This window comes from uncultured Tateyamaria sp. (assembly GCF_947488715.1).
Lineage (GTDB): Bacteria > Pseudomonadota > Alphaproteobacteria > Rhodobacterales > Rhodobacteraceae > Tateyamaria.
The window spans coordinates 379,921-395,817 of record NZ_CANLAG010000002.1 but is presented as its reverse complement, the minus strand read 5'-3'; the positions used below and the strand labels follow the sequence as shown (position 1 = coordinate 395,817).

The following is a 15,897-nucleotide window of genomic DNA, read 5'->3' as shown; positions in this document are numbered from 1 at the left end:
TCCAGTGGTCTACCGCGCGCTGCGGCGCGGATGCCACGGGTTGTGTGGCAGTATTACATCAATTTGCGGCGGCGTGTCACCTCTATATCCAGATCGGTGATTTTCTTGCGCAGGGTATTGCGGTTGATGCCGAGCAGGTCGGCGCATTTGGCCTGGTTGCCGCCGGTGGCGTCGAGGGCAATCTCGATCAGGGGGGCTTCGACTTCGCGCAGGATGCGTTGGTAGAGACCGGGGGGCGGAAGCATGTTGCCGTGCAGGTCGAAGTAGCGTTTGAGGTGGCGCGCGACGGAGGCACCCAGTTTCTCGGTGTCGCCTGCGCTGCGGATGGGTTCAAGTTCGGGCTGGCTGCCCAGCACTTGTTCGACCTCGGAGGCGGAGATTTCGACGGCACGGCTGGTCAGCCCCAAGCGGCGCACGGCGTTTTCCAGTTGGCGGACGTTGCCGGGCCAGGAGTATGTGCGGAAGATTTCGGCGGCGTCTTCGGACAGGACGCGGCGGGGTTGACCGGATTTCTCACCGCGCAGCAGGAAGTGGTCGGCCAGCAGTGGGATATCGTCGACCCGTTCGCGCAGTGCAGGCACGTTGAGGGTGGCACCTGAGAGGCGGTAGTAGAGGTCCTTGCGCACCTGCCCCGCCTCCATCGCCATCGTCAGATCGTTTTGCGACGTAGCGAGAAAGCGCGGGACGTATTCGCCGGGCGTGTCCATCATCCGCACGATGCGGGCCTGAAGCTCTTCGGGGATGTCGCCGATCTCGTCGATCAGGAGCGTGCCGCCCTTGACCTTGGCCAGCACGCGGGCCGGGCCTTCGAGGTTTTGCAGCTCGGCGGCGGTGACGGTCACAAATGGCAGCGTGCGCCGGTCGGAAAAGTCGTGGATGGCGCGGGCGATGAGTGATTTGCCTGTGCCGCTTTCGCCCCAGATCAGCACGGGCAGATCGGTGTTCATGACCCGTGCCACAACGCGGTAGAGCGCCTGCATGATCGCGGTGCGCCCCACCAGCGGCAATTCGTCGGGGCGGTCGGTTTCTTCCTCGCGGGCGGGCGCGTGGGCCTTTTGCTCGAGCGCCTTGGCGGTGCGTTTCATCAGATCGGGCAGATCGAAGGGCTTGGGCAGGTAGTCATAGGCCTCGGCCTCGGCGGCCTGGATCGCCGTCATAATGGTGTTCTGCGCAGAAATCACGATCACCGGCAGGCCCGGCCGGTCCTGATTGATCTTGGGCAACATCTCGAGCCCATTGCCGTCAGGCATCATCACATCCGAGATCACGACGTCGCCCTTGCCCTCGCCCACCCAGCGCATCAGCGTCGTCAGGGACGAGGTTGCGTGGACCTTGCACCCGGCCCGTGTGAGCGCCTGGGTCAGAACCGTGCGGATCGTGCGGTCATCATCCGCGACAAGAACGGTGCCATCCATGAATTAGTCCTCTTTGGTCAGGTCGGGGTGAGCAGATTTGGGCGCGCGCGGCAGAGACAGGCGAAACACCGTCCGGCCCGGCACGGAAGTGACCGAGATCCAGCCGTCGTGATCGGAGATGATCTTGGACACCAGCGCGAGGCCCAGGCCGGTGCCGTTTTCCTTGCCCGACACAAACGGGTCAAAGATGTCGGCGGCGATGCCGTCGGGCAGACCGGGGCCGTCGTCGATGATCTCGACCTGCAGGGGCAGCGACTGGCCGGAACCATCGGCGCGGCGCAGTCGGAACGAGTGTTCGAAATAGCTGTGCAGGTGGATCGTACCGCCGGCATTGCCCGCCGCTTCGGAGGCGTTTTTCAACAGGTTCAGCACCACCTGCAAAAGCTGATCGGCATCGCCGTAGGCCAGCGGCAGCGATGGGTCGTAGTCTTCGACGATGGTCATCTGCGCCCCAAACCCAAGCAGCGCAGAGCGCCTTGCGCGGTCCAGAACATCGTGGATGTTCACAGGTTTCAGATCGGGTGGCGACAGGTTGCCGAACTGTTCGACCTGTTCCAGCAATTTCACGATGCGGCGGCTTTCGGCGACGATCAGGTCCGTCAGTTCGAGATCATCCTGATTTAGGTTCATCGACAAAAGCTGGGCCGCGCCAGTGATGCCCGCCAGCGGATTCTTGATTTCATGGGCCAGCATCTCGGCCATGCCAATCGCGGACTTGGCCGCCGATTTGACCGAATGGTTCTGGGTCATCCGTCCCGCCAGTTCGCGGGGCGACACCATCAGCACCATGTGATCCGGCGCGCCCACCAGCGGCGCAATCTGGAGCGCGCATTGCAACGGCGCGCGTTGGCCATTACCCACATCCACATCGTTCACAAACAGGGGCGTGCCGTTTTTGCGGGCGCGGGCCAGGCTGTCTTCGAGGGGGGCGTCGACGGCCAGTTGATCCCAGAGGGGCATGCCGCGCATCGTCTTGGCCGACGCGTTAAAGAACCCCTCGGCGGCGGAGTTGATATCGACGATGTCGTCATTCGGGCCGATTACAATCGTCGGCACGGGCAGTGAGGCCCAGAGGTCGCCAGCGCCGGTCATGCGGCGGCCTGCGCGTGTTCACCCGCAAAGGCGCGGGGCAACAGATCAAGCGTGGCATCTGGCGTCGCAGCGGTCAGTACGGCGCGGCGCAGGTCCGTTGGCGTGTGCGCTGTGTCCATGAACCAACCCAGGTGCTTGCGCGCGACGCGCAGGCCCAGTGTGGTCCCGTAGAAGGCGCACATGTCCTGATAATGCTCGGCCACCAGTTCGAGCAAATCGGCGCCCTTGGGCACCAGGGGTGCGGGCATGCCGTAGAGGTCATGGGCAATCTGGGCCAAGGCCCAGGGCCGCCCCTGTGCGCCACGTCCGATCATCACGCCATCCGCGCCCGACAGCGCCAGTGCCGTGCGCGCAGTCACCGTGTCGGTGATGTCGCCGTTGGCGATGACGGGAATGCCCACTGCGTCCTTGACCTGGGCAATCGCCGCCCAATCGGCCTGTCCCTTGTAGAATTGGCAACGGGTGCGCCCGTGGATCACGATCTGGCGGATACCTGCGGCCTCGGCCCTGCGCGCGATCTCGGGGGCGTTCATCATCGCGTCGTCCCAGCCCAGCCGGGTTTTCAGAGTGACAGGAATGTCCACCGCGTTCACCACCGCCTCGATCAGGGTCAGCGCGTGGTCGGGGTCACGCATCAGCGCAGAGCCGGAATAGCCCTGTGTCACCTTTTTCGCGGGACACCCCATGTTGATGTCGATGACCTGAGCACCCTGCCCGGCAACCATGCGCGCGGCTTCGGCCATCGGCGCGGCCTCGCGACCGGCAAGCTGCACGGCGGTGCCAGCAGCGCCCAGCCCCAGTTCCGCCTTTTCCCGGCTGCCGGGACGGGCGTTCAGCATGTCGTGGCTGGCGACCATTTCAGACACGACCATACCCGCCCCGAACCGCGCCACGAGGGTGCGGAACGGCAGGTCTGTGATTCCGGCCATCGGGGCCAACATCACCGGTGCGATCATATCGAGCGGGCCAGAGGCCATGGGCGGGTGCCTAATCCTTGTGCGTTTGTTCCGAACTATACCACGATTCCGTGTTTCTCAATCAAAGCAAAGGCATTCACTGCCACGGGTTAGACCATTTGCCTGTTTTTTGTGCAAAAGCCACGTGGCATGGACAGCGCAGACGCAACCGCCTAGAGCTTTGAGCATGACTGAAGAGCATGCAGAGGGCCGTCGCGCCGCCGCCGTGATCGTTGCCGCAGGACGCGGGCAGCGCGCAGGTGGCGATGTGCCAAAGCAGTGGCAAATGCTGGGGGCGCAGCCGGTGTTGGCGCACACCTTGGCCGCCTTTGCCGCGCATGATGCGGTGGGTGAGATTGTGTTGGTGTTGCACCCGGATGACCGCGACCGCGCTGCGCCGTTCCTGGTGCCCGGCATGGTGCTGGCAGATGGCGGTGCGGACCGTGCGGCGTCGGTGCGGGCCGGGTTGGCCGCCGTGCGCGACAGTGATTTTGTGCTGATCCATGATGTGGCCCGCCCGCTGGTGTCGGCGGCGTGCATTTCGGCGGTTTTGGCGGTGTTGGAACATCATGCAGGCGCGGCCCCGGCCCTTGCCGTCACAGATGCGCTGTGGACGGGGCGTGATGCGCTGGTGACGGGGACGCAGGATCGGTCCGGCCTGTATCGCGCGCAGACACCACAGGGGTTCCGTCTGGACGCTATTCGGGCGGCGCATGATGCCCATCCCGGCGGCGCGGCGGACGATGTCGAAGTGGCGCGGGCCTATGGGCTGGACGTGGCGATCGTAGCGGGCGACGAAGACAATCTGAAGATCACGCTACCCGGCGATTTCGCGCGGGCGGCACGTATTTTGCGAGGACGCGATGGACATTAGGCTTGGCAATGGGTTTGACGTGCATGCCTTTGGGCCGGGGGATCATGTCACGCTGTGTGGTGTGCAGGTGCCGCATGAGGCGGGGCTGGTTGGCCACTCGGACGCGGATGTGGGGATGCACACGGTCACCGACGCGATCTATGGCGCGTTGGCGATGGGTGACATCGGCCAGCACTTTCCCCCGTCGGACCCGCAATGGAAGGGTGCCGCGAGCGAGATTTTCCTGCGCCACGCGGTGAACCAGGCCGGTGAGATGGGATTTACCCTGTCCAATGTGGATTGCACGCTGATCTGCGAGTGGCCCAAGATCGGGCCGCATGCGCCCGCGATGCGCGCGGCGATGGCCGAGATCATGGGAATGACGCTGGACCGGGTGTCGGTCAAGGCCACGACTTCGGAACGGCTGGGGTTCACCGGGCGTGGTGAAGGTATCGCCTGTATCGCCACGGCCACGCTGGTGAAACCATGATCGCCCAAATGATAGGCACGGTGTGCGGCGTGGGGCATCTGCGCCCTGCCCCCGGCACTTGGGGGTCGGCGGCGGCATTGCCCCTAGGCTGGGCGGTGCATGTGATCGGCGGCTTTCCCATGCTGGTCGTCGCCACGGCCCTTGTGTTTGCCGCCGGTTGGTGGGCAACGGCGCGCATGACCGCCGGGCAAGAAGACCACGATCCATCAGAGATTGTCGTGGACGAAGTTGCAGGCCAGTGGATCGCGCTGGCGCCACTCAGCTATGCGGCGTGGGACCGTGGGATCGACATTCTGGCGATGTGGCCGGGTTGGGTCGCGGCCTTTGTCCTGTTTCGACTGTTCGACATCTGGAAACCGCTGTGGGTCGGAACGGCAGACCGGCGTGGTGACGCACTGGGTGTGATGCTGGATGACGTGATTGCGGGCGCTATGGCCTCCGTGGGCGTTCTGGCCCTTGCGGCGCTGGCGCATGGGGTGTTGATGGGATGAACCTGGCCCCGCAAATCATTGAAAATGCGACATATAAGTCCGTGATGATCGCGACCGCCGAAAGCTGTACCGGCGGAATGGTCGCGGCCGCGCTGACGGATATTGCCGGAGCATCGCGCGTGTTGGAACGCGGGTTTGTCACCTACACCAACGCGGCCAAGACCGAGATGCTGGGCGTGGCCCCCGCAACGCTGGACGCCCATGGTGCCGTCAGCGAAGAAGTGGCGGCCGAAATGGCCCAAGGGGCGGTGCGCCATGCACATGTTCAACTGGCAGTGTCGATCACCGGGATCGCGGGACCCGGCGGGTCGGAGTTCAAACCCGAAGGGCGCGTGTGTTTTGGCATTGCGCAGGGCGATTCCGTGCGCACCGAAACGGTCGAATTCGGGGCGCTAGGCCGGATCGAAGTGCGGACAGCCGCGCGGGATCACGCGCTTGGGCTGTTGCTGGACGCGCTGCGCTGAGCCGCACCGCACCTTTCCATTCTGCCGATTTTTAAGTCACTCAACCGCATTTTACGCCTATTTTTTAGCCTGTTTGCGTTTTGCACTGTTTTAGGGCGTCGTTTTGCCCGCTTGCCGCTTTTTTCTACACCGGCACTGCGCCAAAGCCCCTCGCATATAAAATTCCGGAGGGGACAATGAACGGAGCCGATACAGCCTGGATCATCGTGGCGACCGCCTTGGTGCTGATGATGACGTTGCCAGGTCTTGCACTTTTTTATGGGGGTCTGGTCAGATCCCGGAATGTGCTGAGCGTTTTCATGCACTGCTACGCCGTGGCATGCCTGATGAGCATTCTGTGGTTTGTCGCAGGCTATTCGATTGCATTTGGCGGTGGCACGTCGGGCTTTTGGGGCGGTTTGGACAAACTGCTGCTGAGCGGTGTGGACGCTGACAGCCTGTCTGGCACCCTGCCCGAAGTGCTGTTTTTCGCGTTTCAGATGACATTTGCGATCATCACGCCTGCGCTGATCGTCGGAGCCTATGTCGAGCGGATCGGCTTTGGCTTTGTCCTGCTGTTCTCGGGCCTCTGGATGCTCTTGTGCTATGCGCCGGTGGTGCATTGGGTCTGGGGTGGCGGGATGCTGGCCGATGGCGGCATCTTTGGCGAGACGGGCGTGCGTGATTTCGCGGGCGGCATCGTGGTCCACGAGACTGCGGGTATCGCAGCCCTCGTGCTGGCCGTGTTCCTGGGCGCGCGCAAGAACCAAACAACGCCACCGCACAATCCCGGCATGGTGATGATGGGCGCGGCGCTGCTGTGGGTCGGTTGGTTCGGCTTTAACGGTGGTTCGCAACTGGCGGCTGATGGCGGTGCTGCGATGGCGCTGACTGTCACGCATATCTCGGCGGCGATGGCATCGCTGACCTGGGCGCTGTGGGAAAAGGTCAAATTCGGCAAAGCGAGCCTGGTTGGCATGGTCACGGGCACCATTGCGGGTCTTGCGTCGATCACACCTGCGTCGGGTTTTGTCGGCCCGGTCGAGGCGATGATCATCGGCGCAGTGGCCGGTATTCTGTGCCAGGAGGCCGTGAACCTGATCCGCAACACGCTCAAGATCGACGACACGCTGGACGTGTTCGCGGTGCATGGTGTTGGCGGTATCTTTGGCACGATCATGATCGCGGTGTTCGGTGCCGGTGCATGGGCCGCGCAGTTGGGATCGCTAGTGATCGTGGGTGTTTACACCGTGGTTGTGTCGGTTGTTCTGGTGCTGGTTGTGCGTGTCATGACGCCGCTGCGGGTCGATGAAGAGACCGAAGAACAGGGTCTGGACCTGATTGTCCACGGTGAACGTGCCTACGACGTAAGCAGCTGAACCAGTCCGGCGCGGTCGCCCTTGGTGATCGCCGCCCATATGCCATCCGCCCGTGCGCCCACCAGCGCGCGGGCTTTTTGCATCAGACGTGCGGTGCGTTGATCCAGCGACAGCGGCGTATCGAGATCGTGCAGATAGATGGTGCCATCCACAACGACGCGCGCCTGCATTTCCGTCAGTTGGGGATCTGCGTGCACCTGCACACGGTGTCGGAACCGGCCCATGCCCGCATCGCGCGCGCAGGCATCCGAAAAGGCCGCAATGTCCCCGGTGTCATGGCCCGCCGCCGTCGTGGCCAGCACGTGGGCATAGGAAAACTTGGCCCCCAGACCGGTCTCGGGCGCGGGTTGGTTGCACACTGTCAGCCAGCGGGGATGGGTGTGGACGGTGATCTGTTGGGCATCGGCAAGTGGTATATCCCGCACAGCCTCTAGGCAGGCATGCAGCCCATGGCAACAGGCGTGGAACTTGTGACTGACGCGGGGCATGCGCCAGTCCAGCGTGACGGGGTCCCCGGCCCCGTGATGGGTGTCGCCAAAGCCCAGCGGCCCGGCCAACCCGTCGGGCGCAGCGGTCATGCCAGTTTGGGCCCAGAGCGCGGCCTCGACCCCGGTGCGGGCGGCAAGCCCGGCGTTGAGCGGCTTGCCCATGGTGCCGAACTGGGATTTCAACCCCGAGGCCATGGTGGAACACAGACCAATCGCGTGCCGCGTTTGCGCGGGCGTCAGGTTCAGCAGGCGGGCGGCGGCGATGGTCGCACCGAAGGCACCGGCGGTGGCGGTCTGGTGATAGCCGATCTGGTAATGCGCGCGGCCCAGCCAGAGGCCCGTGGCAATCGACGCCTCTGCCCCGACGAGCGCCGCGTCAATCACCGAAGCCAGCGTTGCATCCTGCGCCTCGCCCACGGCCAGCGCTGCCGAGCAGACCACCACAGAGGGGTGGCCGATGTGGTCGAAATGGGTGTCGTCGTAGTCGAGCGCGTGAGACAGTGTGCCGTTCACCAGCGCCGCGTCGGGCATGGTGCGTGCAATGCCGTCAAAGCCTGTTGACGGGCCAGATGTGCCAAGGCCGCGCGCCCAGTTGGAGAATTCGCCCTGTGCCGCGCCAGCGATGCCGCATGCCGCCCAATCCAGCACCGAAAGGCGCATGACATCTCGCGCTGATTGGGGCGGTGTCGCGCTGGCATAGTCTATCAGCAGCGTGGTGATGTCACCGTTGTCCGGTTGCACGTGATCCCCCTTTTGGGCGCATCAGCCGTAGAGGTCCGCCGCCCGTCTTTCAAAGGCACGCACGATCCGCTGCATCGCCTCGTTGAACACAACGCCGATGATGCCCTGAAGGATCGCGTTTTTGAACTCGAAATCCACAAAGAAGGACACGTCGCAGCCCCCCTCTGTGTCGGTGAAGGCCCAGTTTGATTTCATATAGCGGAACGGGCCGTCCAGATATTCGGTGTCGATCTTGTGGGCATCGGGCCAAAGGACGACGCGGCTGCCGAAGCGTTCGCGGAAAACCTTGAAGCTGATGACGAGGTCGGCCTCCATCACGGAATGATCCGTGTGTGGCGTCACCTGCCGCACGCGGGCCGCGGCACACCACGGCAGAAACTGGGGATAGGCGGCCACATCGCCCACCAGATCGTACATTTGTTGCGCAGTGTAAGGCAGGAAGCGGGTTTCGGAATGGGTTGGCATTGCGTAAGTAGGGACCTTGGAACAACCGGGTTGCTTCGGCATGTGTCGCGAACGGCGCGTAAATTCAAGGGGATGGGTGTGTCAGAGCGGCCATATGTCATAGACCGGATGATCTCGGCCAAGGCGATTGCGGCCCGCATCGAAGCCTTGTGCGGCGAGATTCAGAGCGAATTTGCAGGCACCGACAAGCTGATTGTGGTCGGTCTGTTGCGCGGATCCTTTGTGTTCATCGCCGATCTGGTGCGCGAGCTGGACCTGCCGATCGAGGTCGATTTCCTTGAGGCGTCATCCTATGGCGACGGTATGGAATCGAGCCGTGAAGTGCGTATTCTCAAGGACTTGCGCGGCGCCATTGAAGGGCGCGACGTGCTGGTTGTCGAGGATATCGTCGACACAGGGTACACGATGCACCACGTCATCCGCCTGTTGCAGGGGCGCAATCCGGCCCGTTTGCGCACCATTGCGCTGCTCGACAAACCCACGCGCCGCGAAGTCGACGTCAAGGCGGATTGGACCGGCTTTGAAATCCCCGATGAATTTGTCGTGGGCTACGGGATCGACTTTGCCCAGCGCAATCGAAACCTGCCCTTTATCGGCAAAGTACGGTTCACCTGACAGCGCCCCACGGCTCACATCGACAAGTTGTGACTTTGGTTAATGGCGCAACCGCGCTAGGGTTGTGTCACATCGCCACACAGGAGTTCCCCATGAAGCGTATTTTCGGTCTGTCCCTTGCCACTTGTGCCCTGGCCGCCGCCGCCTTTGCCGGCAGCCATGCCAATCCCGCGTTGGAAGGTGCCGTCAAGGCGCGCAACGCGCAGATGTCCGTGATCGCCTATCACACCGGTTTGCTGGGCGGGATGGCCAAGGGCGATGTGCCTTATGACGCCGCGACAGCGGTGGCTGCGGCGGAAAACCTGGCCTCGGCCGCGGCGATGAAACGCGCCGTTCTGTGGATTGAGGGGACGGAACAGGGTGCTGTTGCCGGATCACGTGCCAAAGCCGAAATCTGGAGCGATGCCGCCGGGTTCGAAGAAAAAGCCGTGGCGCTTGAGGCCGCATCAAGCGCGATGATCACCGCCGCCGGTACGGATCTGGATGCGTTGCGCGCGGCGATGGCGGATGTGGGCGGCAGCTGTGGCGCGTGCCACAAAGCCTACCGCGGCCCCAAGAACTGAAGCGATACCATGCGCATCTGGCATGGCCTGCTGATTGCACTGGGTCTCGGAGTTGCGGGGGGGCTGTACATCACGGCCCCTGCGCCACTTGATGCAGGCTTTGCCTCTGATCATACGGCGGATACCGAGGCCGGGGCGCTGGTTTTTGCCGCAGCGGGCTGTGCCTCGTGCCATACAGCACCAGATGGTGCATCCGAAGGCCCACAGGTGCTGGCCGGTGGCCATGCCTTTGCCAGTGATTTCGGGACGTTTTATGCCCCCAATATTTCGCCCGATCCCGCATCAGGGATCGGTGCGTGGGATTTGCCGACATTTGCGCGCGCTGTCACCAAAGGCGTGTCGCCGGACGGCGCGCACTACTATCCCGCGTTTCCCTATGCATCGTATCAGAACATGACGGATGCGGATGTTGCGGACCTGTTTGCCTATATGCAAACCCTGCCCGCGAGTGCGCAGCCGAACCAACCACATGATGTCGGGTTCCCATTTAACATACGGCGTGGTCTGGGCCTGTGGAAGGTCGCGTTCATGCCAGATGGCTATGTGACCCCTGCCCCGGATGATCCGGTGCTGGCGCGCGGGCGATACCTGGCTGAGGGGTTGGCGCATTGTGCCGAATGTCATACGCCGCGCAACGCTGTCGGCGCATTACTGACCGACCAGTGGATGGCGGGCGCGCCCAACCCGTCGGGCAAGGGGCGCGTGCCCAACATCACGCCCGCAGCGCTGGACTGGTCAGAGAGCGATCTGATCGAGTATTTCACGTCCGGCTTTACACCTGACTATGACAGCGCGGGCGGCGAGATGGTTGAAGTCATTGAAAACCTGAGCCAATTGCCCGAGGCTGACCGGGCGGCTTTGGCAGCCTATGTGGCCGCCCTGCCCCCGATCCCGTCGCCTTAGGCGCGGCCCAGTTTGGCCTGACGTGCGTCCCGCAAGCGGGCAAAGTCGTCGCCTGCGTGATAGGATGACCGGGTGAGCGGCGTGGCCGACACCATCAGGAACCCTTTGCCGTAGGCGGCCTTTTCGTAAGACGCAAATTCCTCGGGCTTGACAAAGCGGTCCACGCGGTGGTGTTTGGGCGTGGGTTGCAGGTACTGGCCGATGGTCAGAAAATCGATGTCCGCGGCGCGCATGTCCTCCATCACCTGAATGACGGATTGGCGATCTTCGCCCAGGCCAACCATGATGCCCGATTTGGTGAACATGGACGGGTCCAGTTCCTTGACCCGTTGCAGCAGGCGCAGAGAGTGGAAATAGCGCGCGCCGGGGCGCACCTCTGGATAGAGGCCCGGCACGGTTTCGAGGTTGTGGTTGAAGACGTCGGGGCGCGCCTCGACGACGACCTCGAGCACGGAGGGATCACAGCGGATGAAGTCCGGCGTCAGAATTTCGATCGTGGTGCCAGGGCTGCGGTGGCGGATGGCGCGGATGGTCTGGGCAAAGTGATCAGCGCCGCCATCCTCGATATCGTCGCGGTCCACGGAAGTGATCACCACGTGGTTCAGACCCAGTTTCTCGACGGCATGGGCCACACGACCCGGTTCAAACGCATCCAGATCTTCGGGTGGTTTGCCGGTGGCGATGTTGCAGAAGGTGCAGGCGCGGGTGCAGACCTCGCCCATGATCATCATGGTGGCGTGGCCCTGGCTCCAGCATTCGCCGACGTTGGGGCAACCGGCCTCTTCGCAGACGGTGACGAGCTTGTTCTCGCGCATGATGCGGGCGGTTTCGGCATAGCCTTCGCCGCCGGGGGCTTTTACACGAATCCAGTTGGGTTTCTTGGGTTGCGGATTGTCCGGGCGGCGCGCCTTTTCGGGGTGGCGCTGTTCGGGAATTTTCAGATCACGCATGGGGTCCCCCGGAGGTCGTTCAACGTTAAACTTGTTTCTAACATAGAAAGCGTACGAAAAAATACCACGCGGCGCATGGCCGCTATGCGTGTTTGCGCCGGACCCAAGCCCCAAGACTATAGTGATCGCGGTGGATCAGCAGGATCAACGCCACCATCGCCGCCAGCACAGCAAGGTCAATCACCTGATTGCGGTGGATGGGAAAGCCGCGCGCATTGAGGGCAAAGGGGTCCAAGAACCCTTCCCACCGGCGCAGGACGGTAAAAAGGTGCATGAGGGCCAGGGCGGGGTAACTGACCCAGCGGATGGCCCCAAGCGCAACGAGAATACAGATGAGGATCTGAACACCGGCCACCGCGTAGATCGTCGTGAAATCCAGATCGACGCCGTCAAAATGGCGCGCAAGCCCCTGATACTGCTTGGGTGTGATGATTTTATGCGCCGCCCACAGAAAGATGAACCAAGCCAGCCCCAACCGCATGAGCAAGAGCGCAAGCCCGTCGCGCGCGTGATGTGTCATCTTTGGTTCCCCCCGGCGGATGCGTTACCGCGCGGCCTAGCCAATCGTGCGGGTTTTGCCAAATCACATTGCCTGCGGGGCATGCAAAAATGGCGCTGCGGGGAGGGACGCAGCGCCATTTTCTCAGGATCAGAGTGGTGTCAGCCGATCAGGCCGCCACCCGGTCCCGTCGTCTCGTCATAGTGTTGCTTGAGCCGCATGAGCGCGATGCGCAGCACAATCTTGCCGGACCGCGCCGACCAGCCCAGCCGTTTTTCAGTGCTTTCCAGGCCCTCGAGGTAGCAGCAGCAGCGCAGCACCACGTCCGACAGGCCCGGCCCCAAGTCCTTGAGCGCATGCGCCACCCGGCCCCGCGCCTGTTCGGGGCCATTGCCCACCCCGCTGTCCATGGCAAAGCCGCCGCGTCCGCCCCCAGTCAGGAAACGATCCCAGTTCTGTGCGACGCGCGGCCCCATCTGGGCCAGTTCGAAGTCTTCGCGCAAGCGCTCTCCGGCTGTGACCAGATCATCGCTCAGAAACGGGCTGCCGTCCTTGTCGCGGCGCCGGGCCAGCGCAGTCAGTGGCGATTCCGCGAGATTGTAGCGCAGCTTGCGCGGTTGGCCGGTGTCGGTGTCCTGCACCGTCCGTTCACCCCATACCCGGTGCTGGTCGGCGAAATCGGCTGGCGCCTCAGAGAGACCGGGCGCGGTGCGCTCTTCGACGTCCATCATGTCCTCGAGAGCGGCGCGGCCTGCGGGGGTGATGCGGTAGCGCGTGATGCGCCCCGCCCGCTCTGCGCTGATCCAGTCCTGCAACGCCATGGCTTCGGCGACCTTGCGATCGACCACCGCGGTGCGTGTGCTGGAACCGGATACGCCATCGCGCACCACGACAGCCTTTTCCATATCCACGGCCACGGCCAGCACAGCCCCCGTTTCGCACAGGCGACGCAAAATGCGCCGCGCATCGCGGTTGAGTGTCGGCGTGTCCGGAGCTTGATCTTTGAGGGCGGCTTGCATCGGAGTGGTATCCTTTTGTTGCGCACGTGCAGCCGACGAATGTGTGTGACCGACACGCGCACCAAGTTTTCGCAGCGCCGCGTCGATCAACGGATCATCGCGGCGGGTTTCGAAACGGCGGATCTGGCGCAGCACAGTCGAGGCATGGCAACCCGATTTCCGCGCAAGTTCGCGGATCGGCAGGCCGGCCTCTGTATGGGCAAGGTAATGCAGCGCGGCATCCGGCACCCAAGCCGGCAAATCCGCCAACACCGGGTCTGATCTATTGATCTGATGCATGTGTCTTGTCCGTCCTCTTCGTGTGTTGGTCCGAGGTCGTTGCGCCCCAGTTGCCCACAGGTTTATCCACACAACCTAAAAGTGCATTGGTTACCCGTTCGTTAACATTCGTCGATATGCCAAGCATTGTTTCTAAATGATAAACAGTTGCTAAACCATCGAACGGCGGCGCGGGAGCCTGCGCAACACCCGTTCAGGTTGTGCCATGGTCGAGACGTCACACCGATGGGGATCGGTCAAACGACTTGCTAGAGGAGCACTGGAAATGAAAGATATTTTGTCGATGCTGAACGCGCTGCGCCGCCCACGTTTGCTGATGCGGGCCGCCCGAATCGGTGCAGAAGACTACCGCCGGTCCGCCCACCTGCCCCGCCTTTTGGGCTATGGTCAGCTGCCGCGCCACGGGGCCGCGCTGATGCGCCTGATGGAGATCGAGGGAGAGCTGAACACGATGCGTCTGGGCGACGATTCGTCCTACAGCCTGTTGCGTCACATCGACGTTTTGATCGCAATCGTGGGCGAAGCACGCATCCTGCGCGCCGCACAGGCAGAGCCCGCGCTCTGATCCTGTGGGCCCGTCGGACCAGCGCAGATCCTACATGAAACTGTCAGGTTCCGCCTCTTTTTTCATAGCCACATAGGCATCAAGTGCCTCGCGCGTTGCGGGGTCCATGGCGGGTTGCTGATAGTCGCCCAGCATCTTTTTGACCCGTAGGGAGGCCAGTTGCATCGTGTCGCGGGCGCCCTCGTCTTCCCATGTCTCAAAGGGTTTGTAGTCCAGCAAATCCGATTTCCAGAACGCGGATTTGAAATTGGCCTGTGTGTGCGCGCAGCCCAGATAGTGACCACCCGGACCCACCTCGCGGATGGCGTCCATGGCTTGGGCATTGTCATCCACACTGACACCCGCGGCCAGGTGGTGCAGCGTGCCGAGTTGATCCGCGTCCATCACGAATTTCTCATAGGAACTGACCAGCCCGCCTTCCATCCAGCCGCAAGAGTGCAGCATAAAGTTCACGCCGGACAGCAGCCCCATATTGAGTGAATTGGATGTCTCATAGGCCGCCTGCGCATCGGGCAGTTTGGACCCGCAGAACGATCCCGCCGACCGGAAGGGCAGCCCCAGCCGCCGCGCCAGTTGCCCAGCGCCATAGGTGATATGCGCTGCTTCGGGCGTTCCGAATGTCGGCGCGCCAGAATTCATGTCAATCGAGGTCACAAAGGCCCCCATGATCACGGGCGCACCTGCTTTGCACAGTTGTGAATAGGCGATGCCTGCCAAAACCTCGGCCAACACTTGCGTCAGCGTCCCGGCGACGGACACAGGCGCCATGGCCCCCCCCACGATGAACGGCGATACGATGCAGGCCTGGCCCGCCTGAGCATAAACCTCGAGCGCACCCATCATCACATCGTCAAACGTCATGGGGGAGTTGATGTTGATCAGCGATGTCATCACCGTGTTCTCGGCCACGAAATCCTTACCGAAAAGCACTTCGCACATCTCGACGGAATCGCGCGCGCGGCTGGGTTCCGTGACCGACCCCATGAACGGCTTGTCGCTCAGCGTCATATGGGCGTGCAGCATATCGAGGTGGCGCTTGTTCACCGCCACATCTGTCGGCTCGCACACGGTGCCGCCGGAATGGTGCAGCCACTTGGACATATACCCCAGTTTCACGAAGTTGCGGAAATCCTCCATGGTCGCATAGCGGCGACCGCCTTCGGCATCATGCACAAAGGGTGGCCCATAGACCGGGGCCAGGACCAGGTTTTTGCCACCAACAACCACCGACCGTTCGGGATTGCGCGCGTGCTGGGTGTAGGACGCAGGCGCCGTCTTGCAAAGCTGGCGGGCCAGCCCGCGCGGTATGCGCACACGTTCTCCGTCGACGTCCGCGCCGGCATCGCGCCACCGTTGCAGCGCGGGGGGATTGTCGGGAAAGTTGACACCGATCTCTTCGAGCACCGTTTCGGCGTTGTGCTCAATGATCTCTAGCGCCTCTTCGGTCAGGACCTCAAAGTTGGGGATGTTGCGTTCGATAAAGCGGGCCGTCTCGAACGACACTGCGCTGCGTTCGGCCCGACGCGCTGCGCCACCACCGCCACGACCCCGTCTGCGTGCTGCTGCCTCGGCCATCGCTCGTCCCCTTGTCCATGATCCTTTGATGCGATGGTGCTACCGTTTGCAATCGGCGACGGGTGCGCGGTTAGCGCCCCCCAAGGGAAAAAAGCGACATCCCCCGGTCATCTTGC

18 protein-coding genes are annotated in these 15,897 nt (G+C 62.9%); 9 read left to right on the top strand and 9 right to left on the bottom strand.

All coding sequences use genetic code 11. From position 1 onward, the window contains the following. Positions 1-53 precede the first annotated feature (53 nt). From Q0936_RS06260 to dusB, 3 genes are read right to left on the bottom strand one after another with little or no spacing between them, the layout of a single operon-like run. Positions 54-1,415, bottom strand: a complete 1,362-nt coding sequence (locus Q0936_RS06260; protein ID WP_299298753.1) for a sigma-54 dependent transcriptional regulator — start codon at positions 1,413-1,415, stop codon at positions 54-56. Positions 1,416-1,418: 3 nt separating this feature from the next. Beyond that, positions 1,419-2,507, bottom strand: a complete 1,089-nt coding sequence (locus Q0936_RS06255) for an ATP-binding protein (RefSeq protein WP_299140975.1) — start codon at positions 2,505-2,507, stop codon at positions 1,419-1,421. Then, on the bottom strand, positions 2,504-3,484 hold the full coding sequence (gene dusB, locus Q0936_RS06250) for a tRNA dihydrouridine synthase DusB (protein WP_299298750.1): 981 nt from the start codon (positions 3,482-3,484) through the stop codon (positions 2,504-2,506). The genes Q0936_RS06255 and dusB overlap by 4 nt, the downstream gene beginning before the upstream one ends. Before the next feature lie 166 nt (positions 3,485-3,650). On the opposite strand from dusB, the gene ispD reads away from it, so the two are divergent. From ispD to Q0936_RS06225, 5 genes are all read left to right on the top strand, one after another. After that, the gene (gene ispD, locus Q0936_RS06245) at positions 3,651-4,337 is read left to right on the top strand and encodes a 2-C-methyl-D-erythritol 4-phosphate cytidylyltransferase (protein ID WP_299298747.1); all 687 of its coding nucleotides are present in this window, start codon (positions 3,651-3,653) and stop codon (positions 4,335-4,337) included. Then, positions 4,327-4,806 carry a 2-C-methyl-D-erythritol 2,4-cyclodiphosphate synthase gene (gene ispF, locus Q0936_RS06240; protein ID WP_299298744.1) on the top strand — a complete coding sequence of 160 codons (480 nt, stop codon included), beginning with the start codon at positions 4,327-4,329 and terminating at the stop codon, positions 4,804-4,806. The genes ispD and ispF overlap by 11 nt, the downstream gene beginning before the upstream one ends. Next, positions 4,803-5,297: a phosphatidylglycerophosphatase A gene (locus Q0936_RS06235; protein ID WP_299298741.1), complete on the top strand. Its 495-nt coding sequence runs from the start codon at positions 4,803-4,805 to the stop codon at positions 5,295-5,297. The genes ispF and Q0936_RS06235 overlap by 4 nt, the downstream gene beginning before the upstream one ends. Then, the gene (locus tag Q0936_RS06230) at positions 5,294-5,761 is read left to right on the top strand and encodes a CinA family protein (protein WP_299298738.1); all 468 of its coding nucleotides are present in this window, start codon (positions 5,294-5,296) and stop codon (positions 5,759-5,761) included. The genes Q0936_RS06235 and Q0936_RS06230 overlap by 4 nt, the downstream gene beginning before the upstream one ends. A 176-nt stretch (positions 5,762-5,937) precedes the next feature. Then, positions 5,938-7,119 (top strand): ammonium transporter, encoded by a 1,182-nt coding sequence (locus Q0936_RS06225; protein WP_299298735.1) that lies wholly within the window; start codon positions 5,938-5,940, stop codon positions 7,117-7,119. Here the strand turns inward: Q0936_RS06225 and Q0936_RS06220 are convergent. Continuing rightward, a complete protein-coding gene (locus Q0936_RS06220; RefSeq protein ID WP_299298732.1) occupies positions 7,101-8,348 on the bottom strand; it encodes an MmgE/PrpD family protein in 1,248 nt (415 codons plus the stop codon). The two genes, Q0936_RS06225 and Q0936_RS06220, sit on opposite strands and share 19 nt — an antisense overlap. 21 nt (positions 8,349-8,369) lie before the next feature. Next, on the bottom strand, positions 8,370-8,813 hold the full coding sequence (locus Q0936_RS06215) for a type II toxin-antitoxin system RatA family toxin (RefSeq protein WP_299298729.1): 444 nt from the start codon (positions 8,811-8,813) through the stop codon (positions 8,370-8,372). Between the two features lie 78 nt (positions 8,814-8,891). Between Q0936_RS06215 and hpt the strand changes: the two genes are divergently transcribed. The 3 genes from hpt (at position 8,892) to Q0936_RS06200 (ending at position 10,894) form a co-directional block, all read left to right on the top strand. Next, complete coding sequence (gene hpt / locus Q0936_RS06210) at positions 8,892-9,428, top strand: hypoxanthine phosphoribosyltransferase (protein ID WP_299140959.1); 537 nt, start codon at positions 8,892-8,894, stop codon at positions 9,426-9,428. A 92-nt stretch (positions 9,429-9,520) separates the two neighbouring features. After that, on the top strand, positions 9,521-9,991 hold the full coding sequence (locus Q0936_RS06205) for a cytochrome c (RefSeq protein ID WP_299298726.1): 471 nt from the start codon (positions 9,521-9,523) through the stop codon (positions 9,989-9,991). Between the two features lie 9 nt (positions 9,992-10,000). Next, the gene (locus Q0936_RS06200; protein WP_299298723.1) at positions 10,001-10,894 is read left to right on the top strand and encodes a cytochrome c family protein; all 894 of its coding nucleotides are present in this window, start codon (positions 10,001-10,003) and stop codon (positions 10,892-10,894) included. Here the strand turns inward: Q0936_RS06200 and lipA are convergent. The 3 genes from lipA to Q0936_RS06185 all read right to left on the bottom strand — a co-directional run bounded on the left by lipA (position 10,891) and on the right by Q0936_RS06185 (position 13,641). Beyond that, positions 10,891-11,844, bottom strand: coding sequence for a lipoyl synthase (lipA, locus tag Q0936_RS06195; RefSeq protein WP_299298720.1), 954 nt, complete (start codon positions 11,842-11,844; stop codon positions 10,891-10,893). The two genes, Q0936_RS06200 and lipA, sit on opposite strands and share 4 nt — an antisense overlap. A gap of 82 nt (positions 11,845-11,926) precedes the next feature. Then, positions 11,927-12,364, bottom strand: coding sequence for a hypothetical protein (locus tag Q0936_RS06190; RefSeq protein WP_299140952.1), 438 nt, complete (start codon positions 12,362-12,364; stop codon positions 11,927-11,929). Positions 12,365-12,504: 140 nt separating this feature from the next. Next, the gene (locus Q0936_RS06185) at positions 12,505-13,641 is read right to left on the bottom strand and encodes a DUF6456 domain-containing protein (protein ID WP_299140948.1); all 1,137 of its coding nucleotides are present in this window, start codon (positions 13,639-13,641) and stop codon (positions 12,505-12,507) included. A gap of 265 nt (positions 13,642-13,906) precedes the next feature. Here Q0936_RS06185 and Q0936_RS06180 point away from each other — a divergent pair, with 265 nt between their 5' ends. Beyond that, positions 13,907-14,206: a DUF6477 family protein gene (locus Q0936_RS06180; RefSeq protein WP_299140945.1), complete on the top strand. Its 300-nt coding sequence runs from the start codon at positions 13,907-13,909 to the stop codon at positions 14,204-14,206. A gap of 30 nt (positions 14,207-14,236) precedes the next feature. On the opposite strand, the gene Q0936_RS06175 is transcribed toward Q0936_RS06180, so the two are convergent. Continuing rightward, positions 14,237-15,781, bottom strand: coding sequence for a trimethylamine methyltransferase family protein (locus tag Q0936_RS06175; RefSeq protein ID WP_299140941.1), 1,545 nt, complete (start codon positions 15,779-15,781; stop codon positions 14,237-14,239). Positions 15,782-15,897 lie beyond the last annotated feature (116 nt).

Bases quoted from the DNA above. Each gene is read 5' to 3' on its own strand.
- Q0936_RS06260 (WP_299298753.1), bottom strand. From the start codon at position 1,415: ATGGATGGCACCGTTCTTGTCGCGGATGATGACCGCACGATCCGCACG.
- Q0936_RS06255 (WP_299140975.1), bottom strand. From the start codon at position 2,507: ATGACCGGCGCTGGCGACCTCTGGGCCTCACTGCCCGTGCCGACGATT.
- dusB (WP_299298750.1), bottom strand. From the start codon at position 3,484: ATGGCCTCTGGCCCGCTCGATATGATCGCACCGGTGATGTTGGCCCCG.
- ispD (WP_299298747.1), top strand. From the start codon at position 3,651: ATGACTGAAGAGCATGCAGAGGGCCGTCGCGCCGCCGCCGTGATCGTT.
- ispF (WP_299298744.1), top strand. From the start codon at position 4,327: ATGGACATTAGGCTTGGCAATGGGTTTGACGTGCATGCCTTTGGGCCG.
- Q0936_RS06235 (WP_299298741.1), top strand. From the start codon at position 4,803: ATGATCGCCCAAATGATAGGCACGGTGTGCGGCGTGGGGCATCTGCGC.
- Q0936_RS06230 (WP_299298738.1), top strand. From the start codon at position 5,294: ATGAACCTGGCCCCGCAAATCATTGAAAATGCGACATATAAGTCCGTG.
- Q0936_RS06225 (WP_299298735.1), top strand. From the start codon at position 5,938: ATGAACGGAGCCGATACAGCCTGGATCATCGTGGCGACCGCCTTGGTG.
- Q0936_RS06215 (WP_299298729.1), bottom strand. From the start codon at position 8,813: ATGCCAACCCATTCCGAAACCCGCTTCCTGCCTTACACTGCGCAACAA.
- Q0936_RS06205 (WP_299298726.1), top strand. From the start codon at position 9,521: ATGAAGCGTATTTTCGGTCTGTCCCTTGCCACTTGTGCCCTGGCCGCC.
- Q0936_RS06200 (WP_299298723.1), top strand. From the start codon at position 10,001: ATGCGCATCTGGCATGGCCTGCTGATTGCACTGGGTCTCGGAGTTGCG.
- lipA (WP_299298720.1), bottom strand. From the start codon at position 11,844: ATGCGTGATCTGAAAATTCCCGAACAGCGCCACCCCGAAAAGGCGCGC.
- Q0936_RS06190 (WP_299140952.1), bottom strand. From the start codon at position 12,364: ATGACACATCACGCGCGCGACGGGCTTGCGCTCTTGCTCATGCGGTTG.
- Q0936_RS06185 (WP_299140948.1), bottom strand. From the start codon at position 13,641: ATGCATCAGATCAATAGATCAGACCCGGTGTTGGCGGATTTGCCGGCT.
- Q0936_RS06180 (WP_299140945.1), top strand. From the start codon at position 13,907: ATGAAAGATATTTTGTCGATGCTGAACGCGCTGCGCCGCCCACGTTTG.
- Q0936_RS06175 (WP_299140941.1), bottom strand. From the start codon at position 15,781: ATGGCCGAGGCAGCAGCACGCAGACGGGGTCGTGGCGGTGGTGGCGCA.